The 26,097-nt window shown below is 66.2% G+C and carries 22 protein-coding genes and 3 pseudogenes; 17 read left to right on the top strand and 8 right to left on the bottom strand.

All coding sequences use genetic code 11. The annotated features are described in order from the left end of the window. Genes JHD80_RS12885 through JHD80_RS12875 form a run of 3 tightly spaced genes read right to left on the bottom strand, consistent with a single transcriptional unit; the run spans nt 1 to nt 2,868 of the window. Nucleotides 1-900: an NAD-dependent epimerase/dehydratase family protein gene (locus JHD80_RS12885; protein WP_199087763.1), complete on the bottom strand. Its 900-nt coding sequence runs from the start codon at nt 898-900 to the stop codon at nt 1-3. Between the two features lie 59 nt (nt 901-959). Continuing rightward, nucleotides 960-1,817: an IclR family transcriptional regulator gene (locus JHD80_RS12880; protein WP_199087761.1), complete on the bottom strand. Its 858-nt coding sequence runs from the start codon at nt 1,815-1,817 to the stop codon at nt 960-962. Between the two features lie 4 nt (nt 1,818-1,821). Next, nucleotides 1,822-2,868, bottom strand: a complete 1,047-nt coding sequence (locus tag JHD80_RS12875; RefSeq protein WP_199087759.1) for a Gfo/Idh/MocA family protein — start codon at nt 2,866-2,868, stop codon at nt 1,822-1,824. A gap of 196 nt (nt 2,869-3,064) precedes the next feature. Here JHD80_RS12875 and JHD80_RS12870 point away from each other — a divergent pair, with 196 nt between their 5' ends. The 9 genes from JHD80_RS12870 to JHD80_RS12830 all read left to right on the top strand — a co-directional run bounded on the left by JHD80_RS12870 (nt 3,065) and on the right by JHD80_RS12830 (nt 14,327). Beyond that, nucleotides 3,065-4,336 (top strand): ABC transporter substrate-binding protein, encoded by a 1,272-nt coding sequence (locus tag JHD80_RS12870; protein ID WP_199087757.1) that lies wholly within the window; start codon nt 3,065-3,067, stop codon nt 4,334-4,336. Nucleotides 4,337-4,427: 91 nt separating this feature from the next. Continuing rightward, entirely contained in the window at nt 4,428-5,297 is an 870-nt protein-coding gene (locus tag JHD80_RS12865; RefSeq protein WP_199087755.1) for a branched-chain amino acid ABC transporter permease, read from the top strand. Beyond that, a complete protein-coding gene (locus tag JHD80_RS12860) occupies nt 5,294-7,816 on the top strand; it encodes a branched-chain amino acid ABC transporter ATP-binding protein/permease (protein ID WP_199087753.1) in 2,523 nt (840 codons plus the stop codon). Before JHD80_RS12865 ends, JHD80_RS12860 begins: the two co-directional genes overlap by 4 nt. Before the next feature lie 24 nt (nt 7,817-7,840). Continuing rightward, entirely contained in the window at nt 7,841-8,647 is an 807-nt protein-coding gene (locus JHD80_RS12855; RefSeq protein ID WP_199087746.1) for a shikimate dehydrogenase, read from the top strand. A 7-nt stretch (nt 8,648-8,654) separates the two neighbouring features. Further along, entirely contained in the window at nt 8,655-10,406 is a 1,752-nt protein-coding gene (locus JHD80_RS12850; RefSeq protein WP_199087744.1) for an FAD-dependent oxidoreductase, read from the top strand. Next, nucleotides 10,406-12,124 (top strand): FAD-dependent oxidoreductase, encoded by a 1,719-nt coding sequence (locus tag JHD80_RS12845; RefSeq protein ID WP_199087742.1) that lies wholly within the window; start codon nt 10,406-10,408, stop codon nt 12,122-12,124. The genes JHD80_RS12850 and JHD80_RS12845 overlap by 1 nt, the downstream gene beginning before the upstream one ends. Nucleotides 12,125-12,138: 14 nt before the next feature. Beyond that, nucleotides 12,139-12,753 carry an NIPSNAP family protein gene (locus JHD80_RS12840; RefSeq protein ID WP_199087740.1) on the top strand — a complete coding sequence of 205 codons (615 nt, stop codon included), beginning with the start codon at nt 12,139-12,141 and terminating at the stop codon, nt 12,751-12,753. A gap of 15 nt (nt 12,754-12,768) precedes the next feature. After that, complete coding sequence (locus JHD80_RS12835; protein WP_199087739.1) at nt 12,769-13,623, top strand: sugar phosphate isomerase/epimerase family protein; 855 nt, start codon at nt 12,769-12,771, stop codon at nt 13,621-13,623. Further along, nucleotides 13,620-14,327, top strand: coding sequence for an SDR family oxidoreductase (locus tag JHD80_RS12830; protein ID WP_199087737.1), 708 nt, complete (start codon nt 13,620-13,622; stop codon nt 14,325-14,327). The genes JHD80_RS12835 and JHD80_RS12830 overlap by 4 nt, the downstream gene beginning before the upstream one ends. Before the next feature lie 144 nt (nt 14,328-14,471). Here the strand turns inward: JHD80_RS12830 and JHD80_RS12825 are convergent, their stop codons facing one another. Beyond that, nucleotides 14,472-15,860, bottom strand: a complete 1,389-nt coding sequence (locus JHD80_RS12825; RefSeq protein WP_199087781.1) for an MFS transporter — start codon at nt 15,858-15,860, stop codon at nt 14,472-14,474. Nucleotides 15,861-16,545: 685 nt separating this feature from the next. Then, nucleotides 16,546-17,454, bottom strand: a complete 909-nt coding sequence (locus tag JHD80_RS12820) for a LysR substrate-binding domain-containing protein (protein WP_199087735.1) — start codon at nt 17,452-17,454, stop codon at nt 16,546-16,548. A gap of 77 nt (nt 17,455-17,531) precedes the next feature. On the opposite strand from JHD80_RS12820, the gene pcaD reads away from it, so the two are divergent. The 8 genes and pseudogenes from pcaD to JHD80_RS12780 all read left to right on the top strand — a co-directional run. Continuing rightward, nucleotides 17,532-18,317: a 3-oxoadipate enol-lactonase gene (gene pcaD, locus JHD80_RS12815; RefSeq protein WP_199087733.1), complete on the top strand. Its 786-nt coding sequence runs from the start codon at nt 17,532-17,534 to the stop codon at nt 18,315-18,317. Beyond that, nucleotides 18,304-18,696, top strand: a complete 393-nt coding sequence (gene pcaC, locus JHD80_RS12810; protein WP_210339880.1) for a 4-carboxymuconolactone decarboxylase — start codon at nt 18,304-18,306, stop codon at nt 18,694-18,696. Before pcaD ends, pcaC begins: the two co-directional genes overlap by 14 nt. A 29-nt stretch (nt 18,697-18,725) precedes the next feature. Then, a complete protein-coding gene (pcaH, locus tag JHD80_RS12805; protein WP_199087779.1) occupies nt 18,726-19,415 on the top strand; it encodes a protocatechuate 3,4-dioxygenase subunit beta in 690 nt (229 codons plus the stop codon). A gap of 2 nt (nt 19,416-19,417) precedes the next feature. After that, complete coding sequence (pcaG, locus tag JHD80_RS12800) at nt 19,418-20,029, top strand: protocatechuate 3,4-dioxygenase subunit alpha (protein ID WP_199087729.1); 612 nt, start codon at nt 19,418-19,420, stop codon at nt 20,027-20,029. Nucleotides 20,030-20,032: 3 nt separating this feature from the next. Further along, nucleotides 20,033-20,869, top strand: a complete 837-nt coding sequence (locus JHD80_RS12795) for a 3-oxoadipate:acetyl-CoA acetyltransferase (protein ID WP_199087727.1) — start codon at nt 20,033-20,035, stop codon at nt 20,867-20,869. A gap of 11 nt (nt 20,870-20,880) precedes the next feature. After that, nucleotides 20,881-21,584: pseudogene (locus JHD80_RS12790) on the top strand (CoA transferase subunit A). After that, nucleotides 21,584-22,213, top strand: coding sequence for a 3-oxoacid CoA-transferase subunit B (locus JHD80_RS12785; protein WP_199087725.1), 630 nt, complete (start codon nt 21,584-21,586; stop codon nt 22,211-22,213). Before JHD80_RS12790 ends, JHD80_RS12785 begins: the two are co-directional and overlap by 1 nt. 380 nt (nt 22,214-22,593) lie before the next feature. Continuing rightward, nucleotides 22,594-22,952: pseudogene (locus JHD80_RS12780) on the top strand (DDE-type integrase/transposase/recombinase); the annotation flags it as partial. A 177-nt stretch (nt 22,953-23,129) separates the two neighbouring features. On the opposite strand, the pseudogene JHD80_RS12775 reads toward JHD80_RS12780, so the two are convergent. The 3 genes and pseudogenes from JHD80_RS12775 to JHD80_RS12765 form a co-directional block, all read right to left on the bottom strand. Continuing rightward, nucleotides 23,130-24,439 (bottom strand): annotated as a pseudogene (locus tag JHD80_RS12775) (transposase); the annotation flags it as partial. A gap of 198 nt (nt 24,440-24,637) precedes the next feature. Next, nucleotides 24,638-24,967, bottom strand: coding sequence for a hypothetical protein (locus JHD80_RS12770; RefSeq protein WP_199087723.1), 330 nt, complete (start codon nt 24,965-24,967; stop codon nt 24,638-24,640). Between the two features lie 176 nt (nt 24,968-25,143). After that, the gene (locus JHD80_RS12765) at nt 25,144-25,857 is read right to left on the bottom strand and encodes a LuxR family transcriptional regulator (RefSeq protein WP_199087721.1); all 714 of its coding nucleotides are present in this window, start codon (nt 25,855-25,857) and stop codon (nt 25,144-25,146) included. Nucleotides 25,858-26,097: the final 240 nt, after the last annotated feature.

Raw genomic sequence — 26,097 nt, 5'->3', positions numbered from 1 at the left:
CTACAGGCTCCCGTCGCGACAGAAGGCGAAGGTTCGGGCGATGCCTTCCCGAAGCGATGTAAAGGGCACGTCGGCGAGCACCTCCCGCAACGGACCTTCCGCGATCTCCGGTGCCGAGGGCATCGGCGCGCCGCCACGGCGGATGTCGCAATCCGGGGCCAGCTTGAGCAGTTCGGCGATCACGTCTTCCGGCGCGGCCTGTTCGCCGATCATGTTGAAGACATGAGCTCCCGCGACCTGGTGGCGCAGCGCGCTGTCATAGGCCGCAGCGACGTCGCCGGCATAGACGAGCCCCGCCCTTCCTTCATAGGGAAAGACATAGGGTTCGCTACGCGCTGCGGCCCGGCAGGCAAGGGAGGGCCCGGCGCTGAGGCCGCTGTCCCGGCCCGGCCCGTAGACGACATAAGGCCGGAAGCCGATGCTGGAGAGGCCGTGATCGGCGAAATAGGCCCGCGCACTGCCCTCGCAGGCGAGCTTGAACGCCCCGTAATGCGAGGTGGGTACCGGAAGCTCGCCGCTCTGCGGCCTATAGGCACCGGCGCTGCTGGTGTAGACGACCTTACCGATGCCGTGGCGGAGCGCTGCCTCGAAGACGTTGAGCGTTCCGATCAGGTTGATCTCAGCGCCACGAACCGGATTCTCCTTGCAGGCCAGCGTCAGCACGCCGGCAAGGTGGATGATCGCGTCGCAGCCGCGCGCAGCAGCCGCAACAGCCTCGCCGTCGACGATATCGCCCGTTACCCATTCGCAGGCCGCGGCGGCCTCGCTACCTGCGATAGCCGCGATGGTCGCCCGGTTCTCGGCCCTGTCGAAGATTCGGATGGCGTCGCCGCGACACGACAGGCGCCGGCAGATCCAGGCGCCGAGGAAGCCGGCGCCGCCAGTGATGAGAACCTTCAATCGAACCTCCCGTCGCGTCTCCGGCCTGCCGGTCGGTTCCTCCTCGGAGCGAAGCCGGCTCAGCCGAAGAACGGCCCTCGCGATTGCCGGGAGGCGAGGCTGGGGCTCGCTCCCATCGCCAGCGACAATTCCCGCGCCGCGCTGAGCAGCATCGGCGATAGCGCCAGCATCTTCTCTTCCGTCAATCGGATATGCGGCCCCGCGATCACCACGGCGCCGACCACGTCCTTCGTCTGCGGATTGCGGATCGGAGCGGCGGTCGCGTTCATCCAGGGCGAATAGGTCTGGACGACGATGCTGAAGCCGCGCTTGCGCGCCTGGCGCAGATATTTCAGCACCGCCGCTTGCGTCTGCGGCGCGCGCGGGCCGAACTCCTCGCGCGAGCCATAGCCCTGCCGCTCGATGAGCGCGATCGCCTCCTCCTCCGGCAGGCAAGACAGCCAGGCATGTCCGCTGGCCGAGCAGGACAGCCGGCCCGCCTGCCCCATATCGGGATCGTAGCGCAGCCCGAAGGGCGAGCCCTGCGATTTCGCCACCCAGACGAGCTCACGTCCGTCGATCAAGGCGAGGCGCACCAGCTCCGCCGATTCCCGCGCGAGATGATCGAGGATCGGCTGGGCGAGATCGGTGATGCCCGTCCCCGCCAGGAAGCTGAAGGCGAGCGATGCGATCTTGGCGGTCAGCTCATAGGTGCCGTGATGGCGCTCCTGCCTGACATAGCCATGATCCGCTAGGCTGGAGAGCACACGATGGGTGGCGCTGCGCGGAATCTTCAGCCGCTCGGCGATCTCGAAGAGCGGCAGCCCCCGCGCATTCTGCGCGAGCAGTTCGAGAACGCCGAGGGTGCGCTCGAGCAACCCGCTCGGGGCCTGCTCGGTATCGTCCAGCCCTGCCTCGTCCTCGATCCGCTTTGCCATCGCCCTATCCAAACTGCATCTCCAGACGCTGTCTCTGGCGCGCCGCGTCCTGGACGGCAAGGGTCACTTTCAGCGTACGCGTCGCATCGGCGGCATCGATCAGCGGCCGGACACCGTGGCGCACGACGTCGAAGAGGTGCCGGAGCTGGCGTATGTAGGGGCTTTGGCGCTCGATCGGGATCGCCTCCTGCGTGATCGGGGCGAACCAGCTCTTTTCGCCGTCATAGCGCCAATGGTCGAGGCTGGGCAGCGCCAGCGAACCTTCCGTGCCCGAGATGAAGTGCGAGTTCACCGGCTTCTCCTGCCAGGGATAGTTCGGCAATTCGCCCGAAACCAGATCCCAGCTCCAGGGCGTGACCGCAGTGTCGGACAGGCTGACCGTGACGAGCGCGCCGTTCTCGAGTTCCAGCAGCACCGCCGCCGTATCCTCGACCGGCAGGCCCCGGACGCGGCCCGACGTCACCGCCTGCACGGCCGCAACCTCGCCGCAGACGAAGCGGATCAGGTCGATCTCGTGGATCAGGTTGATGAGGATTGGCCCGCCGCCAGGCTCCCGCCGCCAAGCCAGATCGAAATAGGCGTCATGCTTGAAGAACGTGTAGAGCACCGTCGCGTTCGTCAGGCGCCCGAGCGCGCCCTGCCCCACCAGTTCGCGCGCCTTGGCGATGATCGGATTGTGCCGGCGGTGATGCCCGACGAGGATCGGCACGCCGGCCTTGGCCGATGCCGCCGACAGCTCCTCCCCTTCAGCCACAGTGACCGCGACCGGCTTCTCGATCAGCGCGGGGACGCCATGGGCGATCGCCGCCAGACCGATCTCCAGATGGCTCTGGTTAGGCGTGGCGATGATGAGCGCCTCGACGCCGCCCGCTTCGAGTAGCGCGTGGTGGCTTGAGCACCAGGGCAGCCCGCGCTCCAGGCAGTAGAGGCGGCCGGCCTCGGTCGGATCGGCGACGGCAACGATCTCCGCGAAGCCGCTGCCTGCAATCACGTCGGCATGCATGCGGCCAATGGCACCGGCTCCGACGAGCCCGATCGACAGCGGTTTCATGCGTTTCTCTCCCACCCCCATTTATGTCGGCCGCACCGGGGAGCGTCAACACAAATCAGAATAGAATTCCAATTCTGAAATTAATAGTGGAATTAGATTCCATTTATGTTACAGCCTTCGCCGCCGCACGCCGCCGAAACGGACGGACCGACAAGAAGATCGACACGGCAAGGGAACGCCAGACAGGGAGGACGTCGTGACAGACGCTCGCAAACCATCATTCACCAGCGCCATCAGGCGCCGTAGCCTGCTCCTCGGCGCCGGGTCACTAGGCGCCAGCGGCATCGTCTCGGCCAAGCTCGGTATGCCCTATATCGGCAATGCCGCCGCTGCCGAGCCGATCAAGATCGGCATGATCTGGGCCAAGACCGGCACGATCGTCGATCAATCGGAATACCTCGCCCAGGGCGGCATGCTGGCGCTCGAACAGCGCAACAACATGCTGCTCGGCCGCCCCGCCGAGATCGTCTGGCTCGACGAGCCCAACCCGCAAGGCGCCCAGCAGAATGCCGAGCGTCTCGTCGGCGAGCACAAGGTCGTCGGCATGGTCGGCGGCGCGCTCAGCTCCTTCGCTCTCGCAATCTCCGCGGTCGCCAAAAAGGCCAAGGTGCCCTACATCGCCGCCAACGCCGCCACCGGCGATCTCACCGGCAAATCCTGCAACAAATACACTTTCCGCCTGCAGCCGCCGGTCGACGTGCATGTGCGGGTGCTGGCGCCCTACTGCGCCGATGTCGGCAAGAAATGGTATCTGCTGACCGCAGCCTATGCCTTCGGCCAGGACATCAAGCGCTCCTTCGAGGAATACGCCAAGGCAAACGGCATCACCATCGTCGGCGCCGACGAAGTGCCGGTCGGCACGCCAGACTATTCTTCCTTCATCCTCAAGATCCGGCAGGCCAAGCCCGACGTCGTCATCGGCGGCATCGCCGCCAGCGACCTCACCACCTTCCTGAAACAGTGGAACGAGCTCGGCATGAAGGGCCGCATACCCTTCGCCGAGATCTCGGTCGGCAACACCGATCTCTGGGGCGTCGGCCCCGACGCGGCCGACGGCCTCTACACCATCACCTGGTACTACAAGAACCCCAACAACCCGCCCGAAGAACAGGCGATGGCCGCCGCCTACGAGAAGAAATACAACCGCCCGGCCGCCGACAAGGCCTGGATGGGCTGGATGGGCATGAAAACCCTGTTGGACTCTATCGAGGCGGCGAAATCGACGGATTCGGCGGCGATCGTCGCCGCGCTCGAGAAATGGTCGACCAGGCGCGACGGGCTCGACGTGCATTATCGCGATTTCGACCACCAGATGATCAGCCGCCTGCTGGTCGCCGGCATCAAGCCGAAGATCACCGACAAATGGGACTATTTCGACATCAAGGCCGAGCTGCCCAAGACTCCGGCCGATATCGAGAAAGCCTTCGGCAGCAAGGCCGACAGCGCCTGCAAGATGGACGCCGTCTGAAGCGGCCTCCTCGACGTCGATACGGCCGCGCCTCACCGCGCGGCCAGCCCGTCCCGCGCGTCCCTCGCGTCCTCTGCAGGAGCGGCCTTTCATGTTGGACATGATCCTGTCCCAGACCGTCAACGGTCTGATCCTCGGCTTTCTCTACGTTCTGATCGCGGTCGGGCTGTCGATCATCTTCGGCCTGCTCGGTATCGTGAACTTCGCTCATGGCGCTTTCTTCGCGCTGGGCGCCTATCTCGCCCTGGTTCTCGCTCGCGAATTCGGCTGGTGGGCTGCGCTGCTCGCGCCGCTGCTGACCAGCGGCATCGGCATGGTGGTCGAGGTCGTCCTGATCCGCCATCTCTACGGCAAGGAACCGCTCCTCGGCTTGATCCTGACCTTCGCGCTGGCTCTTCTCATCGAGGCGATCCTGCGCATGATCTTCGGCGGAGCGCCCCTGCCCTTCAGCGCGCCGCGCTTCCTCGCCGGATTCGTCGAATACGGCCCGATCCTGCTGACCAAGTACCGGCTGTTCGTGCTTCTAGTAACGATTGCGGCGCTGGTGGCCTTCTGGGCCTTCCTCACCTACACGCCCTTCGGCCGCATCATCCGCGCGGGCTCCCGCGATGCCGAGATGGTCGGCTTGCTCGGCATCAACCTGCCCGTCGTGTTCAGTTTCGTCTTCGGCATCGGCTGCCTGCTCGCCGGTCTCGCCGGGCTCTTGGCCGCGCCGCTGTGGACGGTGACGCCCTCGATGGCAGCCAGCGCGATCATGCCGGCCTTCGTCATCGTCACCATCGGCGGGCTCGGCTCCTATGCCGGCGCCATCATCGCCGGGCTGCTCGTCGGCATCACCATCGCCATGACCATCCAGTTCCAGCCGGAATGGTCGGGCGCGGCCATGTACGTGCTGATGGCGGCCATCCTGCTCGTGCGTCCTCGCGGCCTCTTCGGCGAAAAATGGGAGCGCTTCGAATGAATCCCCGCACCCTGCTCACGCACCCCGCCCTCTGGGTCGGCATCGTCCTCTGCGCCCTCACCGCGCTATGGCTGATGCTCGGCGCACCCGTAGGCCTGATCACGCAGATCGCGATCTACACGCTCTACGGCATGGGGGTGAATCTGCTCGTCGGCTATACCGGGCTCGTGCCCTTCGGCGCTTCCGTCTTCTTCGGCTGCGCCAGCTATGCCGCCGCCTTCTTCGTGCTCGGGCGGATGTCGAACGATCTCGGCGGCATCCTGCTCTCGGTGCTGTTCTCGCTCGCGCTCGGCCTCGTGCTCGGCGCGCTGATCCTGCGCCGCAAGGGACTTTATTTCTCGCTTCTCACCTTGGCCTGCTCGCAGATCGCCTTCGAAGTCGCCTTCAAATGGACGGCGGTGACCGGCGGCGAGAACGGCCTGCAAGGCGTGGCTCGCCCGACCTTTCAGAACGACCTCGCCTTCCACGGCTTCGTCATCGCCTGTGTCGTCGCCGGTGTCTGGCTGCTCTGGCGCATCGTGCATTCGCCGTTCGGCAGGGCCTTGCAGGCGGTGCGCGACAACGAGCAGCGGGCGCGCAGCCTCGGCTTCAACGTCTATTTGCTCAGGCTCGGCTCCTTCGTGCTGATGGCCGGCTTCGTCGGCTTCGCCGGTTCGCTGCTGACCTTCCTGCTGCAGGGCGTCTATGCCAACAACCTGAGCTGGCAGCATGCCGGCGACGCCCTGCTGATGACGGTGCTCGGCGGCGTCCATCACTTTCTCGGCCCGCTCTGGGGCGCGATCAGCTTCATCATTCTGGAGAACCGGCTTTCGGCCGTCACAGAGAACTGGTGGCTGATCTTCGCGCCGATCCTGATCCTGTTCGCGCTGCTCTCGCCGGAAGGCATCACCGGCCTCGTACAGCGCTTCGGCAAGCGCCAGCGCTGGACCCTGACGCGCAACACGATTCCCCCGCGCCCGGCCGTGATCGAGCCCTATGTCAGCGCGGCGCAGGCGATGGACCCGGACAAGCCGATCCTGGAGACGCGCAAGCTTTCCAAGCGGTTCGGCAGCCTGGTCACGGCCAAGGAGATCGATCTTGAGGTCAGGCCCTTCGTCCTCCACTCGATCATCGGCCCCAACGGCGCCGGCAAGACGACCTTCTACAACATGCTCACCGGCGTGCTGCCGCCCAGCGCAGGCCAGGTCTTCTTCGAGGGACGCGACATTACCAGGCTGCCGATGCATGCCCGCGCCCGGCTCGGCATCGCCCGCTCCTTCCAGATCCTGTCGATCTTCCCGAATCTGACCGTGTTCGAGAACGTCCGCATCGCCGTGCAGGCGCAGCGTCTCGGCGCCCGTGGCCTGCTGCGTGACGCCCACGACATCGATGCGATCAATGCGCGCAGCTGGTCGCTGCTCGATGCGGTCGGTCTCGTCGAGCAGGCGGCAGAGATCAGCCAGGACCTGCCGCATGGCGCCAAACGCCTCCTCGAGATCGCCGTGACGCTGGCGATCGAATCCAAATTGCTCTTGCTGGACGAACCGCTCGCCGGCCTCGCCGAGGCCGACCGGATCGTCGTCGCGGATCTGATCCGCCGGCTCGCCCAGCGCCATGCCGTGCTGCTGATCGAGCACGACATCGACCGCGTCCTGGCGATCTCCGACCGCATCTCCGTGTTGCATCAGGGCCGCATGATCGCGGACGGCAAGCCGGCCGACGTCGCGCGTAACCCGGAGGTGATCGCCGCCTATCTCGGTGCCGCCAAGGATGGCGAGCGCGCGACGGCGCCTGCCGTGAAACGCGGCAGGACGGAGGAAAGCCCCGTCCTGCTGGAAACCGCGGACATCGCCGCCGGCTATAGCGGCAGCACGGTTCTCTCCGGCATCGACATGACGATCCGGGAGGGCGAGGCGGTGGCGCTGCTCGGCCGCAACGGCGTCGGCAAGACGACATTGCTGCGGGCGCTGACCGGCAGCTTGCCGCTCGACCGCGGCAGCCTCCGCTTCGCCGGGACGGATCTGCGCAAGCTTCGCCCCTTCGAGATCAACCGGCTCGGCATTTCGCTGGTGCCGGAAGGCCGGCGCCTTTTTCCGAACCTGACCGTGACCGAGAACCTGCTGCTCGCGCAGCGTCCTGGCGGCATCGACCTGGAAGAAGTGTTCGCCCTGTTCCCGCGCCTGCGCACGCGGCAGGCGGCCAAGGCCGAGAACCTGTCGGGCGGCGAGCGCCAGATGGTCGCGATCGCCCGTGCCCTGATGGTGCCGAGCAAGCTCATCCTGCTCGACGAGCCCTTCGAGGGGTTGGCGCCGGCCGTCGTCAACGAGGTCATGGAGGCTCTGGTCAAGCTGCGCGGCCGCGTCGCGATGGTGATCGTCGAGCACCATGCCGAGCTGGTGCTGCCGATCGTCGACCGCGCCTACGTGCTGGTCAACGGGCAGGTCGCCTTCGCCGGCGATGCCGCGGAGCTCGAACATGACGAGGCGATGCAGGCGCGCCTGCTCGGCGTCGTTGAAACCCAGGGACAATGCGCGGCCTGACCCGGCCGCGAGAGGAGAAAGACCGTGGATTTCCAGATCACCGGGGCAACCCGCCTCAACGTCATCGTCGGCGAGCCGATCGCGCAGGTGAAATCGCCGGGCGGCATGACCGCCGCCTTCGCCGAGCGTGGCCATGACGGAGTCGTCGCCCCCGTCCGCGTCGCGCCCGAGCATCTCGACACCTTCCTCAAGGCTGCCGATCATCTGCCGAACCTCGACGGCATCATCGTCACCGTCCCACACAAATTCGCCTGCCACCGCCACTGCGCCAGCGCGACCGAGCGCGGGGATTTCCTCGGCGCGGTCAACATCATGCGCCGCCGCAAGGACGGCGCTTGGCATGGCGAGATGGTCGACGGGCTCGGCTTCGTCGGGGCGGTCAAGGCCAATGGCGGCGAGCCGGAAGGCAAGCGCGCATTGCTGATCGGCGCGGGCGGCGCCGGCTCCGCCATCGCGCTCGCCCTCGTCGACGCCGGCGTCAGTGAACTCGCGATCCACGACGCGGATACGCGCCGGCGCGACGACCTGATCGAGCGGCTGAACCGCAAGGGCAAGGCGAAGGTCGTCGCCGGCTCGCCCGATCCGACCGGCTTCGGCCTCGTCGCAAATGCGACGCCCGCCGGCATGAAGCCGGGCGATGCGCTGCCGGTCGAGGTCGACAAGCTATCGCCGGATACCTTCGTCGGCTGCGTCATCACCGTCCCGGCGATCTCGCCGCTGATCGAGGCGGCGCGCTCCAAGGGGTGCCGGACCTCGACGGGCACGCAGATGTATCAGGCCCTGCAGACCGCGATGGTCGAGTTCCTGCTCGCCGGCGAGCGCATCGGCTGAGGTTGCCATGTTCACGACGCTGAAGAGCCTGCCGGAGCGGGCGGAATACGATCTCATCGTGGCGGGCTCGGGCGCTGCCGGGCTGTCGGCCGCCGTCTTCGCCGCGATCGAGGGCCGCTCCGTGCTCGTGATTGAGCGGACCAAGCATGTCGGCGGCACGAGCGCCCTTTCGGCCGCCACGACCTGGATCCCCAACTCGATGCACGCGGAGAAGGTCGCGACCGGCGACAGCCTGGAGAAGGTCTCCCGCTTCCTCGACGGCGTCGTCGGCAACCGCTCCTCCGCACGGCTGCGCGACGCCTTCCTGCGGGCCGGCCCGGAGGCCATCGCGACGCTGGAGAGCCGCACGGAAGTGCATTTCCGGCCCTATGCGACCCATCCGGACTATGAATCGGATATCGAGGGCGCAACGCTACGCGGCCGCGCGCTGGAACCGGTGCCCTTCGATGGCCGCCGGCTCGGTGCGGACATGAACCGCATCCGCCCGCCGATCCCCGAATTCACGTTGTTCGGCGGCATGATGATCGACCGCACCGATATCGGCCACCTGCTCAACCTGCGCAAATCCTGGAAATCCTTCCGGCATGCCGCGAGCATCCTCGGCCGCTACGGGCTGGACCGCCTGAGCGGGCGGCGCGGCACCAGGCTCGTCATGGGCAACGCTCTGATCGGCAGCCTCCTCCTCACCCTGAAGAAGCATGACGGCACGGTGCTGACGAACGCCTCCGTGACGGAGCTCCTCACCGGACCGGCCGGGGTCACCGGCGTCATCGTCACGCAGGATGGCACCCGCCGGTCGATCACGGCGCGGCAGGGCGTCGTCCTCGCGGCCGGCGGCTACAACCGCCATCCACAGCGGCGCGGCGACATGCTCAATGCGCCGACGCCATCGCTCAGCCCGGCCGCGCCGGGCCATACCGGCGCGATGCAGGATCTCGCGCTGAAGCTCGGCGCGCGCTTCGGCGAAGGCAATCTCGACAACGCCTTCTGGGCCCCGGTCTCGACCCGCAAGCGGCCGGACGGCACGACCGCCGTCTTCCCGCATTTCGTGCTCGACCGCAGCAAGCCCGGCACCGTCTGCGTCGACCAGACCGGCCGGCGCTTCGTCAACGAATCGACCTCCTACCATCTGTTCAGCCGGGCGATGTTCGAAGCCAATCGCAGCCGCCCGACGATCCCCTGCTGGATCGTCACCGACGCGGAAGGCCTGCGGCGCTACGGCCTCGGCATGGTCCGCATGGGCACGAAGAACCTGCAGCCCTTCCTCGCCGATGGCTACCTGATCGAAGGCGCCACTATCGCAGACCTCGCCAGCAAGATCGGCGTCGACCCGAGCGCACTGGCGGGGACCGTCGCCCATATGAACGAATACGCCCGCACCGGCATCGACCCGGAGTTCGGCCGCGGCACGACCGATTACCATCGCATCAATGGCGATGCCTCGCGCGGCTTCCCCAATGCCACGCTCGGGCCGATCGCGACCGCCCCTTTCTACGCAGTCAAGCTGATGCCGGGCGATATCGGTGCCGCGACCGGGCTCGTCATCGACGAGGACGCGCAGGTGCTGGGCGAAGGCGACCGGCCAATCGGCCGACTCTATGCCTGCGGCAACGAGGCGAATTCGATCATGGGCGGCACCTATCCGGGTCCGGGCATCACCATCGGCCCGGCGATCGCCTTCGCTTACCGCGCGATCCGACATGCGCTGGGCCATGGCACGGATCGGCAGGCCTCGCCAGCCCCGGAGCAGGCCGCCTGATGAGCGAAGCGTTGCCGCAATCCTGCGATCTCCTGGTGATCGGCTCGGGCGCCGGCGGGCTCGCGGCCGCCGTCACCGCTGCCGCGCTCGGCCTCGAGGTCGTCGTGATCGAGAAGGAGAGCCTGTTCGGCGGCACCACCGCCTGGTCCGGTGGCTGGATGTGGATACCGCGCAATCCGCTCGCGCGGGCCGCTGGTATCGACGAGGACGAGGAGACTATCCGGACCTATCTGCGCCAAGAGCTCGGCGGCGACTATGACGAGACCTTCGTCTCGACCTTGCTGGAACAGGGCCCGCGCATGGTCTCCTTCTTCCAGCGCGAGACGGCGGTCGATTTCGTCGACGGCAATCTCATCCCGGATTTCCACGGCAAGACGCCGGGCGCCGGCACGGGCGGGCGCTCGCTCTGCGCCAAGCCCTTCGACGGGCGCGAACTCGGCCCCCGTCTCAAGGATCTGCGCCCTCCGCTCGACGAGATCGCGCCCTTCGGCATGAATATCGGCTCCGGCGCCGATCTGCGCCATTTCCTCAATGCCACGCGCAAGCTGCCGTCCTTCCTGCACGTGCTGCAGCGCCTGGCGCGGCATTTCGCCGACCGCGCAAGCCATGGCCGCGGGCTGCATCTGGTCAATGGCAATGCGCTTGCGGCGCGGCTGTTGAAATCGGCCGACGATCTCGGCGTGACCCTGCGGACCAACACGGCGGCAATCGAGATGCTGCGGGAGAGCGATCAGGTCGTCGGTGCCGTGGTCGAGTCCGGTGGCCGGCGGCAGAGCATCCGGGCGGCGCGCGGCGTGGTGCTCGCGACCGGCGGCTTCCCCCACGATACCAGGCGCAAGGCCGAACTGTTTGCGCACGCGCCGACGGGCGAGGAGCATTGGTCCGCCGCGCCTGCGGCCAATACGGGCGACGGTATAAAGCTTGGCGAGACAGCCGGCGGGCATGTCGAACCCGGCCTGCCCAATGCCGGCGCCTGGGCGCCGGTCTCGCTCGTGCCGAAGCCGGACGGCTCCCTCGGCCGCTTTCCGCATCTGATCGAACGCGCCAAGCCCGGCACGATCATGATCCGCCGCGACGGCCGGCGCTTCTGCAACGAGGCCGATTCCTATCATGACGTGATGCAGGCGCTGTTCGCTGTCACGCCCACCGGCGAGCCCGCCGAATGCTGGCTGGTCTGCGACCATGCCTTCCTGCGCCGCTACGGTCTCGGCCGCGCGAGGCCTCGCCCCTTCCCGATCCGCCCCTGGCTGCGGAACGGCTATCTGCGCCGCGGAGACACGATCAAGGCGCTCGCCGCCGCTTGTGGCATCGATGGTGCTGGGCTGTCGGAGACGATCGCGCAGTACAATCGCGAGGCGGCGCAGGGCAGCGATCCCGCCTTCGGACGCGGGGACACGCCCTATAATCGCGTGCAGGGCGACCCCGAGCACCGGCCCAACCCCTGCGTCCGCCCGATCGAGTCCGGCCCGTTCTATGCCGTGAAGATCGTCCCCGGCAGCCTCGGAACCTTCGCAGGGCTGAAGACGGATGCCTGGGCCCGCGTGCTCGATGGTAAGGGCGCGCCAATTCCGGGCCTCTATGCCGTCGGCAATGACATGTCGAGCATGATGGCCGGGCGCTATCCGGCCGGCGGGATCACCCTCGGGCCGGCCATGACCTTCGGCTACGTCGCCGCTCACCATGCCAGCGGCGTGCCGCTCGCCAACAACCGTTCCTGATGCCGGAGAGAGCCATGCGCTATGAAATCGCAACTTTGACCGTTCGTCTCGGCAAGGCCGGCGCCGTCACCGCCGCCATCGATGCCGCCCTCAAGACCGGCGAGGCAAAGGGCGAGCTCTATGGCTGCTGGGCGAGCGAGATCGGCACGCTGAACCAGATCATCCTCCTGCGCGGCTTCGCGGACGAGGCCGAGCTGCGCCGGGAGCGCGAGCGCATCCTCGCCAGCAGCAACCCCTTCGGCTGCGGCGAGGACATCGTGACGCTCGCTTTCGACAGCTATGCGCCCTTCCCCTTCCTGCCGCCGATCAGGCCCGGCCGCTATGGCAGCGTCTACGAGATCCGCACCTATAGGCTGAAGCATGGCGGCGTCCCTCCCACCATCGCAGCCTGGGAAGCGGCCGTGCCGGCTCGCGTCGAACTCTCGCCGCTCGTGATCGCGATGTATGCGCTCGACGGCCCGCCACGCTTCACCCATATCTGGCCTTTCGCCAGCCTCGACGAGCGCGCCGCCATCCGCGCCGATTCCGTGGCGAAGGGGCTCTGGCCGCCGAAGGGCGGCCCGCAATGGCTGACTGGCGAGATGTATTCGACGATCGCCCTGCCAACCGCGATCTCTCCGCTTGCCTGATCCGGAGTACAAGCCATGCCGACGATCTCGCTCGCCTATCTCACCAGCGTCCCGCTCAGCCCACCCGACGTCATTCGCCTGGCCACCGATCTCGGCTACGACGCCGTCGGCCTGCGCGCCTTGCCTGCGGCTCCGGGCGGCGACGCCAGCCCGCTGATCGATGATGCCGCCTTGCGGGCGGAGACCCGCAGGGCGCTCGCCGCGGGCGTGCCGGTCTTCGATGTCGAGATCGTCCGGCTGGGCCCGGATTTTTCGGTCGAGACCTTCCGGCCCTTCCTGGATTTGTGCGGAGAGCTGGGCGCCCGGGCGATCCTCGTCGCCGGCGACGACCCCGACGAGGCCCGGCTGACCGCATCCTTCTCGACCTTCTGCGAGGCCGCCGCCCCCTACGGTCTGACCGGCGATCTCGAATTCATGCCGTGGACGAAGGTGCCCGATGCCCGCTCCGCGCTGCGGATCGTCACCGCAGCAGCCCAACCGAACGGCCGCGTGCTCGTCGACGCCCTTCACGCCGCCCGCTCACAAACCACCCTCGGCGATATCGCCGCGATCCCTGCATCGCGCCTGAGCTACGCCCAGATCTGCGACGCGCCGGGCGAGATCCCGACGACTGACGAAGGCCTCATCCACACCGCCCGTCAGGCACGTCTCCTGCCCGGCGCAGGCGGCATCGATCTCACCGGCATCTTCAGCCAGTTGCCTACCGACCTGCCGATCAGCGTCGAGATTCCCCATCTGGAGCGCTCCGCCCAGCTCGGCGTCCGCGAATGGGCGCGGCAGGCATTGGCCGCGACACGAACGGCGCTGGCCGCCCGCGACGCGGCGATGCGCAACGGAGCCTCGCTACGCCAGCCGGAGGCCGCACCGTGAATGCGATCGACCTGCAGGGGCGTATAGCCCTGCTGAGCGGCGGTTGCGGCGGCATCGGCCGCGCCGTGGCGGAGCGGTTTTCGGCATCGGGGGCGACCGTCGTGACCTGGGATCTGGCGCAGGAGGCGGACGATCGCGTCGACGTGACCGACGAGGGCGCCGTCACGCGGGCGACGCAGCGCCTGCTCGCCAGGCATGGCCGCGTCGACATCCTCGTCAATTGCGCCGGCATCACCGGCCCGAACCGGCTGATCGAGGACTATTCCTTCGCCGATTGGCAGCGCACCGTCGACATCAGCCTGACCAGCACCTTTCTGTGCTGCCGGGCCGTCGTGCCGACCATGCGGGCACAGAATAGCGGCCGCATCGTCAATCTCGCCTCCATCGCCGGCAAGGAGGGCAATGCGACGATGACGGCTTATTCAGCCGCGAAAGGCGCTGTCATCGCCCTGACCAAGTCGCTCGGGAAGGAACTCGCGGATACGGAAATCCGCGTGAACTGCGTGGCGCCGGCGGTCATCGCCACGCCGATGAACCAGCAGATGACGCCGGAGGCCTATGCGGCAGTCGTTGCCAAGATCCCGCTGGGGCGCCCCGGACAGCCGGAGGAGGTCGCGGCGATGATCGCCTGGCTGGCATCCGACGAATGCTCGTTTTCGACCGGCGCCTGCTTCGACCTCTCCGGCGGCCGCGCCACCTACTAGGCCGCGAGCAGGAAACGGAACGACCGGTCAGGCCGTTTCGGCCTGACCGGTCCGGTTCGGGATATCGGGCCGGAACGGCCCGATGCGAATGTTGGAGGGGCTGGACCGGCACCTTGCGTCCGGTTTGGGAGCCCGATGCTTTCATCAGCCGCGCGAGCCGGTGATGCTCCCCTCGCGCAGCCGCTCGTAGCTGGCGCGATCGACCGGAACCGCCTCGGGGTTGCCGAGATCGCTCATCTGGACGCGGTAGGTCTCACGCGCAGACCAGGCGGCGGCAGCGGCGACGGCGCAGATCGCGAAGGCGATGGTTCCCACGATCAGCGGCACGTTCTGCGAGCCGGGAGGGGCGACCGTGGCGAACAGGGCCGGCAACAGCGCGGTGACCGCGGTGCCGATATTCTGCGAGATCGCCATCGACGAGACGCGGGTGCGGGTCGGGAACAGCTCCGGATAGAAGCTGGGGAATACCGCATTGTAGCCCTGGTAGACGACGCCCCACATCAGCAGCGACATCACGATGGCCAGCGGCACGCTGTGGATCGAGATCGCATAGAGATAGCCGAAGGCGAGCAGGCCCGAGCCGAGGGCACCGACGATCATCGGCAGACGGCGGCCGATCCTGTCGGAGAGATTGCCGACATAGGGGATGACGATGCAGGCGACGACGTTGCCCAGCACCGGGATCCACAGATAGACATCCTTATGGAAGCCGATGCCATAGGCGGCCTGCACCGCATAGGCGGCGCCGAAGATGGTGGCGACGACCGGGATCACGTTCATCAGCGCCATCAGGATGACGCGGATCATGTCGGGCCAGGTGGTCTGGATCGCCTCGACGATCGGCGAGCGGGGCGTGGCGTTCTGGCTGCCCTCTTGCTGGAAGGCCGGGGTCTCGTCGACCTCGCGGCGGATGATCCAGCCGGCGATGATCACGACGAAGCTCAGCAGGAACGGAATGCGCCAGCCCCAGCTGTTGAAGGCGGCTTCGGGCATGAAATGGGCCAGCGGCAGGAAGACGGCGGCAGCCAGGATCTGACCCGCCTGCACCCCCTGCAGCGTAAAGCTGGCGAAGAAGCCGCGGCGGCCGAAGGGAGCGTGCTCCAGGATCATCGAACTTGCCCCCGAGATCTCTCCCGCGACGGCGAAGCCCTGGATCAGGCGCATGACGACGAGCAGGATCGGCGCCAGGATGCCGACCTGCTCATAGGTCGGCAGCAGGCCGACGGCGATGGTCGAGAACCCCATCAGGAACATGCACAGGATGAGCACGTTCTTGCGCCCATGCGTGTCGCCCCAGTGACCCAGTACGAAGGCGCCGACAGGGCGCGCGACATACCCCACTCCATAGGTCGCCAGCGAAGCGACGATCGCAACGGTCGGATTGCTGGACGGAAAGAAGATTTGCGGAAAGATCAGCGATGCAGCCGTCGCATAGATGAAGAAATCATAATACTCCAGCGCTGATCCGATCCAGCCACTGGCAGCCGCCTTCTTTGATTGTTGATTGTGTCTCGCTTCGGCTTCTATTGCCATCGTCATGATGATCTCCCTAGTAGAAGTTTATCTTCTGACTTTTGGTCCCGAACCGGGAACGATTTTCGCAAGGCAAATACGGTCGGCGCCGCCGATCGCGCAAAATCGGGATGCGATTGCTTGGCCGCTCCATTTGGCGCCCCTCGGCCGGAACCCGGGGGAGCGGAACGCCATCGGCGGGACTGTATCGAGTGTGACGCTGGGACATGGCGCGAAGCGGAACCCCACCAGCGGTTGCGCCAGGCCTACGTAAGGCAGCGGATGTGTCCGCAGGGTCGGTTCGACCTTATTTGCTCTTTCCTCCTTCCTATAACCTACCAGCGCTGAACTGCGCTGAATAATGCAAAGCATGCCGAAGATCATAATCCAGAGATTATGGATTTCGGGACGTGCTCGCCAATCGGGAGGACAGCCCGCACCGTGTCGGAGCTTCGCGCGCCGCCTCCGGAGCGATCGGATGGCATGCGCCACGCTGCGAATAGCAGCTGCCCGGAACGTGCGGGAAATTGTCGGGTGGTCTCTGGTCGAACGACACTTGTCGTTCCGTGGCCTTGCGTCAGCGAAGAAACCGGACGCCCAGCCGCTGCCCTTTCCTTGGGACATGCAGGCCTCCTAGGGCCTGCCCGGCGACGCGGATCAGTTCCGGGCTCGCGCCCGGAATGACGGCCTCGTTCCGCGCAACGCGCTAGACGTCCCGGTCGGCGGTTTCCTTGGTCAACCGCTCCAGCAGGTCCAGGCCGGGGACGGCCGGTCCTCCCTGGCGTCGGGTCAGCCCGACCGCGCCGGACAGGAAGCGCGCGCCCGTCGCGATCTCGCACAGCTCACCGCGATCGATCTCGTCTGCCACGACGCCGCGCGAGATGAACCAAACGGCGTCCGAGCGCAGCAGGATCGCGCGGCCGACAGGGAGGGCGACCGTCTCGAAGGCTGGGCTCAGCCCTGCGAGGTTGAAGGTCACCAGATAATCGTCGACCACGCGGCGGATGATCGCAGTGTCCGGTGGGACAATGATCGGCACCTGCGGCAGAAGCCGCGCCGCCGGCTCGGCACGCAGCGGGTGGTCGTGGCGAGCAACCAGCGCGACCTCCTCCTCATAGAGATGCGCGAAGACCAGGCCGGCCATCTCGCTGGCAACGGGCATGCGTCCAATCATGAGGTCGATCGCGCCCTCGCGCAGCAAGTCGACCAGATAGGAATGCGGCCCGGTCTCGATCGTCAGGACCGTCTCCGGGGCGATCTCACGAAAGCGTAGCGCCACGCGCGGGAAAAGCCGCGTCGCGGCCGTCGGCAGAACCCCGACGCGAATCCTGCTCCCGGCAGCGCCCGGATGAAGCGCAGCCGCGCCGGCCTCGAAGGCCTGCAGGCCGACGCTGGCATGGCGGCGAAACAGCGCCCCCTGCTCGCTCAGGACGAGGCGCCGCTTCTCGCGCCGGAACAGCGGCACCGCCAGCAGTTCCTCGAGCTCCGCGAGCGTGCGGCTCAGCGCCGGCTGCGTGATGCCCTGGCGCCGCGCGACGGCCGACAGGCTGCCCTCGACCGCGATATCCAGAAAAGCCCGGATATGCCGCAGCTTGATAGCGGGATGCATAATCATATGATTATGATTTCAAGCGATTTTTGCATTATCCGCTCCGCTTTCGTGCTGTTAGGTTATGGGCAGGAGGAGAGATCGTGCAAGTCCTGACCCGCCCCTACGGAGGCCTCCACTACCGCACGGACGGTCCTACGGACGCCCCGGCGGTGATCTTCGCCAATTCCCTCGGCACCGATCTGCGGCTCTGGGACGCCCTGCTGCCGCTCCTGCCGAAGGATTTGCGCTATATCCGCTACGACAAGCAGGGCCATGGCCTCTCGACGCTCGGCGGCGGCACCACCCTTGCGGAACACGCCGCCGACGCGATCGCGCTCATCGAGGCCGTCGCGGCCAAGCCCGTCGTCTTCGTCGGGCTGTCCATCGGCGGGCTGATCGCCCAGACCGTGGCCAGCCTTCGGCCCGATCTGGTGCACGGCCTCGTGCTCTCGAATACCGCCGCCAGGCTTGGCACGGCGCAAAGCTGGCAAACCCGCATCGACGCGGTCGCCGGGCAAGGGCTGGCCTCCATCGCAGACGGCATCATGGAGCGCTGGTTCGCTTCCGCCTTCCGCGCCACGCCCGACCTCGCACTCTGGCGCAACATGCTGACCCGCACCCCTGCGGAGGGCTATATCGCCGCCTGCAAGACGCTGTCGCAAGCCGATCAGACCGCCGCGACCGCCGCGCTGCGCCTGCCCGTTCTGGCGATTGCCGGGGATGCCGATGGCGCCTCCCCGCCCGAACTGGTGAAGGCCACGGCCGATCTGATCCCCGGCGCCGCCTTTCACGTCGTTCCTGGCGCGGGCCATCTGCCCTGCGTCGAGAAGCCGGCGGCCTATGCCGCCATCCTGTCCCCGTTCCTGAGGGCCCATGCCCATGACTGAGCTTGCCAAGAAGGGCATGTCCATCCGCCGCCGCGTTCTGGGCGAAGCGCATGTGAACCGCGCGGAAACCAACAAGTCCGAATTCGATGCTCCGTTCCAGGCCCTGATCACGGACGCTGCCTGGGGCCATGTCTGGGCGCGGAACACGCTTCCGCTGCGCGAGCGCTCGCTGATGACGATCGCTCTGCTGGCCGGGCTCGGCAATTACGAGGAGCTCGCCTTGCATCTGCGCGCCACCCGCAACACCGGCGCGAGCGAGGACGACGTCATGGAAGCCCTCCTTCACGTCGCAATCTATGCCGGCGTCCCGCGTGCCAATCACGCCATCAAGATCGCGAAGGACATCTTCGCCGCCATGCCCGGGGAGGAGAGACCGTGAAACCAGCCGAGCTCCATCAGCGTGACCGGATGTGGCAGCCGCCCGCGCTGACACCGAACTACAAGACCTCCGTCGCGCGCAGCCCCCGCCTGGCCATGCTCTCGCTTCAGGGCTCGCTGTCGGAGATCACCGGCCCGACCTTCGGCCATAGCGACATCGACCCGATCGACAACGACCTGATCAAGAACTACGCCAAGACCGGCGACCCGGTGGGCGAGCGCATCATCGTCCACGGCCGCGTCCTCGACGAGAACGGCCGCGGCGTGCCCAACACGCTGGTCGAGATCTGGCAGGCCAATGCCGGTGGGCGCTACCGCCACAAGAAGGACGCCTATCTCGCGCCGATCGACCCGAATTTCGGCGGCTGCGGCCGCACGCTCACGGATGAGAGCGGCTACTACTTCTTCCGCACGATCAAGCCCGGCGCCTATCCCTGGCGCAACTGGGTCAACAACTGGCGCCCGGCCCATATCCACGTCTCGGTCTTCGGAACGGCCTTCGCGCAGCGCCTGATCACCCAGATGTATTTCGAGGGCGACCCGCTGATCGCGAAATGCCCGATCGTGGCGACCATTCCGGACCAGCGCGCCATCGACCAGCTCGTCGCGCCGCTCGATCTGAACGCGGCCGTGCCGCTAGATTGCCTCGCCTATAAGTTCGACATCGTGCTGCGCGGCCGCCGCTCGACCCTGTTCGAGAACCGCCTGGAGGGGAACTGACCATGGTCCAGCCCCTGCCTTATCTGAAGGAAACCGCCTCCCAGACCGCCGGCCCCTATGTACATATCGGGCTGGCGCCGGGAGCCGCCGGCTTCGACATCTACCGCCAGGAGCTCGGCTGGCAGATCGCCACCCCGGAAGTGCCGGGCGAGCGCATCCGCGTCGAGGGCCTGGTCCATGACGGCACCGGGGCGCCGGTGAAGGACGTGCTGCTCGAAGCCTGGCACGCCGACGCCAACGGCGTCTATCCGCACCCGGAAGACCCCGGCCATGCCGAGGTGCCGCCCGGTTTCCGCGGCTGGGGCCGGATCATCACCGATTTCGAGACCGGGCTCTGGAGCTTCGAGACGATCAAACCCGGGCCCGTTCCGGGGCGCAACAAGCGCATGATGGCGCCGCATATCAACCTCTGGCTCGTGTCGCGCGGCATCAATATCGGGCTCAACACCCGGATGTATTTCGAGGATGAGGACAATGGCGCCGATCCCGTCCTGAACCTGATCGAACAGGTCGAGCGCCGTCGGACCCTGATCGCCCGCCGCACCGGCCCCGGCCTCTATCGCTTCGATATTCGCCTTCAGGGCGACGACGAAACCGTGTTCCTGGATATCTGAGCCATGTCGCAACCCTGCATCATCTGCGTCGCCATCACCGGCTCGCTGCCCACCAAGGCCAACAACCCGGCCGTTCCAATCACCATCTCCGAACAGATCGAGAGTACGCAGGAAGCCTTCGAGGCCGGCGCCACGATCGCGCACTGCCATGTGCGCGACGACGAAGGCAAGCCGACCTCGGATCCCGAGCGTTACGGCCGCCTGAAAGAGGGGCTGGAGAAGCACTGCCCCGGCCTGATCGTCCAGCTCTCGACCGGCGGCCGCTCCGGCGCCGGCCAAGCCCGCGGCGCCATGCTGTCCCTGCGGCCGGACATGGCCTCGCTCGCCGTCGGCTCCAACAACTTCCCCAACCGCGTCTATGAGAATGCGCCCGATCTGGTCGACTGGCTCGCCGCCGAGATGGCCGCCCATCGCGTCAAGCCGGAGATCGAAGCCTTCGACCTCTCGCATATCCTCAAGGCGCACGAGATGTGGAAGCGCGGCCAGATCGTCGATCGCCCCTATGTCCAGTTCGTCATGGGCGTGAAGAACGCGATGCCGGTCGATCGCGACGTGTTCGACTACTACATCCGCACCGTGAAACGGCTTTTCGGCGAGAACGTGCCCTGGTGCGCCGCAGGCATCGGCTCGAACCAGATCGTGCTGAACGAATGGGCGATCGCCGCAGGCGGCCATGCCCGCACCGGCCTGGAGGACAATGTGCGCCTGGATCGCGAGCGGCTCGCCCCCTCGAATGCGGCCCTCGTCGCGCGAGCGGCCGAGCTTTGCCGGCAATACGGCCGGCCGGTCGCGACCTGGCAGCAGGCTCGCGAGATTCTCGGCATTCCGCTGAATGCCTGAAGGGGAGGATCATGAAGAAGATCTATGGCAGCGCGTCTGAAGCGCTGGAGGGCGTCCTGAAGGACGGTATGCTGATCGCGGCGGGCGGCTTCGGGCTCTGCGGCATCCCGGAACTGCCGATCGACGCCATCCTGAAGCCCGGACGAAGAACCTGACCGTCGCCAGCAACAATTGCGGCGTGGACGGGTTCGGCCTAGGCGTGCTGCTCGACAGCCGCCAGATCCGCAAGATGATCTCGTCCTATGTCGGCGAGAACGCCGAGTTCATGCGCCAGTATCTCTCCGGGGAGCTGGAGCTCGAATTCAACCCGCAGGGCACGCTGGCCGAGCGCATGCGCGCTGGCGGCGCCGGCATCCCCGGCTTCTACACCAAGACCGGCGTCGGCACCGTGATCGCCGACGGCAAGGCGAGCAAGGAGTTCGACGGCCAGACCTATATCCTGGAGCGCGGGATCGTCGCCGATCTTTCGATCGTCAAGGGCTGGAAGGCCGACGAGAGCGGCAACGTCGTCTTCCGCAAGACGGCGCGCAACTTCAATGTTCCGGCAGCGAAATGCGGCCGCATCTGCGTCTGCGAGGTCGAGGAGATCGTTCCCACCGGCTCGCTCGACCCCGATGCCATCCACCTGCCCGGCATCTATGTCCACCGCCTGATCCAGGGCCGGCACGAGAAGCGCATCGAACAGCGCACCACCCGCAAGAAGGAGGCCGCGTGATGGCCTGGGACCGTAACCAGATGGCGGCCCGCGCCGCCCGCGAATTACAGAACGGCTGGTACGTCAATCTCGGCATCGGCATCCCGACGCTGGTGGCGAACTATATTCCCGAGGGCGTCGAGGTGACGCTGCAATCCGAGAACGGCATGCTCGGCATCGGCCCCTTCCCCTTTGACGGCGAGGTGGACGCGGATCTGATCAATGCCGGCAAGCAGACGGTGACGGCGCTGCCGCAGACCGCCTTCTTCGACTCGTCGGAGAGCTTCGCGATGATACGCGGCGGCAAGATCGCCATGGCGATCCTGGGCGCCATGGAAGTAGCGGAGAACGGCGACCTCGCGAACTGGATGATCCCCGGTAAGCTGGTGAAGGGCATGGGCGGCGCGATGGACCTCGTCGCCGGCGTCGGCCGCGTCGTCGTGGTGATGGACCACGCCAACAAGGCCGGCGAATCCAAGGTGCTGAAGTCCTGCACCCTGCCGCTGACCGGCCAACGCGTGGTCGATCGGATCATCACCAACCTCGGCGTGCTCGATGTCGTCGAGGGCGGACTCAAGATCGTCGAGATTGCCGATGGCGTGAGCGAGGCCGAATTCCGTACCGCGACCGAAGCCACCCTCGTCGACTGAGGCCCGCCATGCCAGCCTCGCCCGCCGACAGCGCCCACTATTCTTGCCTCCTGGGCGACGCCGAGACGACACGGCTCTTTTCGGGGCGTGCCGCTGTTCCATGTATTCAGAGCAAGACGGCTGCGCGTACATTCCAATTGCTCTAGCCCGATCTGGAGTGCGCCCGTCGCGGCGGACAGTGTGAGGGAGAGGAACTGACCGGGGAGACCGACTTTCGAAGTGATCTGAGCCCTTAAAACTGGATCGCTTTGGGTTAGAGTTTTCGTGTCGTTTCCCTTGGGCTGGGAGGAGCGGAAGGCGATGAAGGATTCGAAGTTCTGGGACGCCCAGAAGGCGTTCATCCTGAAGCAGGGCGCGGATGGGATCCCGGTAGCGGAGATCTGCCGACGGGCCGGAAGATCCGGGTTCTGACCGTGGTCCATACCTTCTCGCGCTTCTCGCCGGCGGTCGATCCGCGCTTCAGCTACCGGGCCGAAGGACGTCGTCACCACGCTGGAAAGGGTCTGCGCCAAACTGGGCTACCCGAAGACGATCAGGGTCGATTAAGGCTCCGAGTTCGTCAGCCGCGACCTCGATCTCTGGGCCTATGCCAAGGGCGTCACCCTGGACCTCTCGCGGCCGGGCAAGTCGACGGACAATGCCTTCATCGAGGCGTTCAACGGCCGCTTTCGCAGCGAGTGTGCCTAACACGCACTGGTTCCTGACACTTGCGGATGCTGCTGAAAAGATGGCGGCTTGGGTCAAATGCTGGTATGTTGTGGCCCGTCAGCCATCCAAGTCGGACCCCGCAAAATTCTTCGCAAGTCTCTGAGATGATTGCCGTAGCTCGATAACTAAAGGGTCAGCCTGCACGCCGATGATGGGGTCAAAGTGTGGGCCGTTTCTCACATTCTTACATTTAACTGCCAAGCGATATCAGGGTATCAACCTTCCTTGCCTGCCGGGCGGTCAACAGGCCTCGCGGCTTGACGCACAGCGCTGCGGCAGCCCCCGGCGAGATCGCATGTCCGGTTTCCAGATCCCGAACCGGTTCCATCGTGAACGCCGTGGGCGGCATGTCATCGGCCGGCTCTCTTTCTGCCCGCCGCCAGGCTCCCAGCAGGCGCTCCAGATGGGAAAAGCTCCCCGTGTAGCAACGCTGCCTGACATCATGAAACAGATGGCGCCCGCAGCGATTGCCGTCCTTCCAGCACTAAGCAAGGAACGTCTCGAAATACCATGGTGATGAGGGCTTCAAGGGGGCTCACCGCCGATCCGGCGGAGCCTCAAACTTGAGCCACTTCGTGACATTGCGACGTTCACAGCCAGTCCGGCGGGCGATTTCGCTGTGAGACAGCCCATCTTTGCGCAGGGCATGGAGCGTCTCGAATACTTTCTGGCGAGATCACCGATGCGCGAGGCGCGTGCGCCTGCGAGTTGCCGCGGCGTCGACGCTCGCATCCTCCGACAGGATCGCCCAACCGGTGGCACGGCCAGACATGCTCATCTGTTCCTCAATCGCTGAGCGAAGATTCTGGATCAGGCGAAACCGATCGGCAACCTGTCGAGCCTGCGGTGCGCCCTGGCGGACAGCCTGCGCATAGTGGCCACAGCGGCCCCGGCTGACGACCTCGATCGAAGGATGGCCCACAGCTACTTGGCTGCGCTATCGACGCTACGGTAGCCCTGAACGTCGAAAACCGAGCGGCGCTCAAGATCAACGAGGATGGTCCCATAGCTTGTCGCTCGCCGCCAGCTCCAATCGTCGATGCCAACCACCCGGACATCGGCGATGCCGCCGTGAACAGCCGCGGCATCCCGCTTCAGTTGCCGCAGGATGCTATCGTCGCTGACCGGCATGCCGAGCCGCTGCATCAAGCGCTCGCCCGGTCGGCCACCAGCGCTTTGGCCAAGCAGGCCGACAATCTCGATGACCCTCGTCGTCCGGCGCGCATAAGGGGAAGCAACCGCCGGCAGCCGATCGGTGAACGTTTGTCGCTCACACTGATGATGGGAACATCGCCAGCGGCTCAGCAGGAGCTTCACCGTCCCAGGCTTGCGGGGAACAGGCAGATCCTGAAGCCGGCGATTGGACCAACCATGCCGACTTCGGCTTTGTCGACCACAATCGGGGCAAATGCCGATAGCGGGCCCAGCAGCCGAAACAACACAACTGTGGTTGTCAGTCAGCGCGACACCCAGAATCCTAACCCTCGGGCCGGGTGACCACTGCGATTGCGTGCGCATGCCCGCCAATAGCGATAGCCTCGCTAACAGCCGATAAACCACGCAAATTGAGGAAGACCCCATTTAACTGCCAAGCGACAGGAAGCGCTCTGGACGGATCTGGGGCGCGTGGTGGTGGCCGCGAATCTCTGCTGCGATATCATTCGGGGCCGGCGCGTAGCCAGGAAGGGCCTTCAACGCATCGCTCTCGCCAGTCACTTACCGAACATTGACCGAAACTCGGGTTCGTCCCCCGCTCCAGTACACATATGCCTCGTCTGGACCTCGATAGCCCGGCTGCGACGTGTAGACGACTTCCGTGACCTCCTGATCCGGCCGGCCGCATCGATTTTGCCTAGCGGTGCGGGTCGTGATCGTGCCGTGAGATGCCGTTCCGTTGACGCCGCCCACGATGCCTCGCCCGCAGCTGAAGACATTGTAGACACGGGAGGCGGCCCCGGACTTGACGTTCTCGGTGCGACCCTGGGCCAAGGCTGCGATGGGAAAGGCGAATGCCAACACGGCGGTGGTGACGAGCAGGCGGCTCATGACGATGCTCCGAAATGCGATGCGCATTGCGGATCATCGACGAAGGCCCGACAGACGGCAGCTCCCGAAACCGGGAGGTTTGGGCTTTTTCGCGAATCCAGGGAGAGCTACAATCCTTCGCTCTACCAGGGCACTTCGCGTCGCTCGGCCCGGTCCCGCGGCGAGGACCGAAACCGTCACAACAGACCGCGAAGACAAATTTGCGCCACGGCCTGCGCACGATTGCGAACGCCGAGCTTCCGGCGCGCATTATCCAGATGAAAGCGAACCGTTTCAGAGGAAATCGCGAGGATCGAGCCGATTGCGTCGTCGCTCTGGCCATCGGCTACCCAGCGCAGGCATTCGATTTCGCGGGCAGTGAGCACATCCGACTCCTCAATCCCGCTGTCAAGATCGATCAACATACGACAGCGCTCGTGCGTGACGGCCGCAAGCATGATCAGGCGCATCCGTTTCGCCGGGTCCATCTTGAAGGATCGCTCGCGCGTCGACATGCCAACGGTGGCGAAATACCCGCCCGGACCATGGATCGGCACGACGAGGCCGTCGGTCCAGCCCCACTCCCTCACGGTCCTCCAGACTTCTTTTTCGCCTTCGCCCTGCCGGCGTTCTGCCTGGAGTTCCCGCCAGGAAAAAGGGGAGCCGCGCCGTCTGGCCGCGCGCAGTACGGGGCTCTTCCGCTGGAACTGGCGGTCCTCGCTGAGCGCCTGCCAGTCCCGAGGCCAATTCAGAAAAAAGGTCCGCACGGGGTGCTGTGCGCTGGGAGCCAAGGCACGCGCCGCCGAACTGACGAAGCCTTCCTTCGCGACCATCGCCGCGAACGCGGCTCCAACCTCGGTGAGGTTGCCGCATTTGAGCAGAGCTTCGGCGAGGGGTTCGACCATGGTCATCGGGGCTGGCGCCGATCAGGGTTGCCTGGATCGTGACATCTATTTGAAATCGGTCAAGACCGCCGAGCGATCGGCTCGGTAGTTCGCTTGGGATGTCAGGACCGCGGTTGCGTCTTGCTCACGGCCCCGGTGGAGCTCCGGATGGAACGTGTTCTCTTCGTGGCGAGCACAGCTTCCGACGCATCGGACGAAGGCGGGCCGCCAAGGACCATTCGGTTCCGATAAGGACCACGACCTCCC

The sequence above is a fragment of the Allobosea sp. ASV33 genome, assembly GCF_016428755.1.
GTDB lineage: Bacteria > Pseudomonadota > Alphaproteobacteria > Rhizobiales > Beijerinckiaceae > Allobosea.
Note: the sequence above shows the minus strand (reverse complement) of the source record. Positions and strands in the feature narration are given on the sequence as shown.

Coding starts and splice junctions, on each gene's coding strand:
- JHD80_RS12880 (WP_199087761.1), bottom strand. CDS start 1,817: ATGGCAAAGCGGATCGAGGACGAGGCAGGGCTGGACGATACCGAGCAG.
- JHD80_RS12875 (WP_199087759.1), bottom strand. CDS start 2,868: ATGAAACCGCTGTCGATCGGGCTCGTCGGAGCCGGTGCCATTGGCCGC.
- JHD80_RS12865 (WP_199087755.1), top strand. CDS start 4,428: ATGTTGGACATGATCCTGTCCCAGACCGTCAACGGTCTGATCCTCGGC.
- JHD80_RS12860 (WP_199087753.1), top strand. CDS start 5,294: ATGAATCCCCGCACCCTGCTCACGCACCCCGCCCTCTGGGTCGGCATC.
- JHD80_RS12850 (WP_199087744.1), top strand. CDS start 8,655: ATGTTCACGACGCTGAAGAGCCTGCCGGAGCGGGCGGAATACGATCTC.
- JHD80_RS12845 (WP_199087742.1), top strand. CDS start 10,406: ATGAGCGAAGCGTTGCCGCAATCCTGCGATCTCCTGGTGATCGGCTCG.
- JHD80_RS12840 (WP_199087740.1), top strand. CDS start 12,139: ATGCGCTATGAAATCGCAACTTTGACCGTTCGTCTCGGCAAGGCCGGC.
- JHD80_RS12835 (WP_199087739.1), top strand. CDS start 12,769: ATGCCGACGATCTCGCTCGCCTATCTCACCAGCGTCCCGCTCAGCCCA.
- JHD80_RS12825 (WP_199087781.1), bottom strand. CDS start 15,860: ATGGCAATAGAAGCCGAAGCGAGACACAATCAACAATCAAAGAAGGCG.
- JHD80_RS12820 (WP_199087735.1), bottom strand. CDS start 17,454: ATGATTATGCATCCCGCTATCAAGCTGCGGCATATCCGGGCTTTTCTG.
- pcaC (WP_210339880.1), top strand. CDS start 18,304: ATGCCCATGACTGAGCTTGCCAAGAAGGGCATGTCCATCCGCCGCCGC.
- pcaH (WP_199087779.1), top strand. CDS start 18,726: ATGTGGCAGCCGCCCGCGCTGACACCGAACTACAAGACCTCCGTCGCG.
- pcaG (WP_199087729.1), top strand. CDS start 19,418: ATGGTCCAGCCCCTGCCTTATCTGAAGGAAACCGCCTCCCAGACCGCC.
- JHD80_RS12795 (WP_199087727.1), top strand. CDS start 20,033: ATGTCGCAACCCTGCATCATCTGCGTCGCCATCACCGGCTCGCTGCCC.
- JHD80_RS12785 (WP_199087725.1), top strand. CDS start 21,584: ATGGCCTGGGACCGTAACCAGATGGCGGCCCGCGCCGCCCGCGAATTA.
- JHD80_RS12770 (WP_199087723.1), bottom strand. CDS start 24,967: ATGAGCCGCCTGCTCGTCACCACCGCCGTGTTGGCATTCGCCTTTCCC.
- JHD80_RS12765 (WP_199087721.1), bottom strand. CDS start 25,857: ATGACCATGGTCGAACCCCTCGCCGAAGCTCTGCTCAAATGCGGCAAC.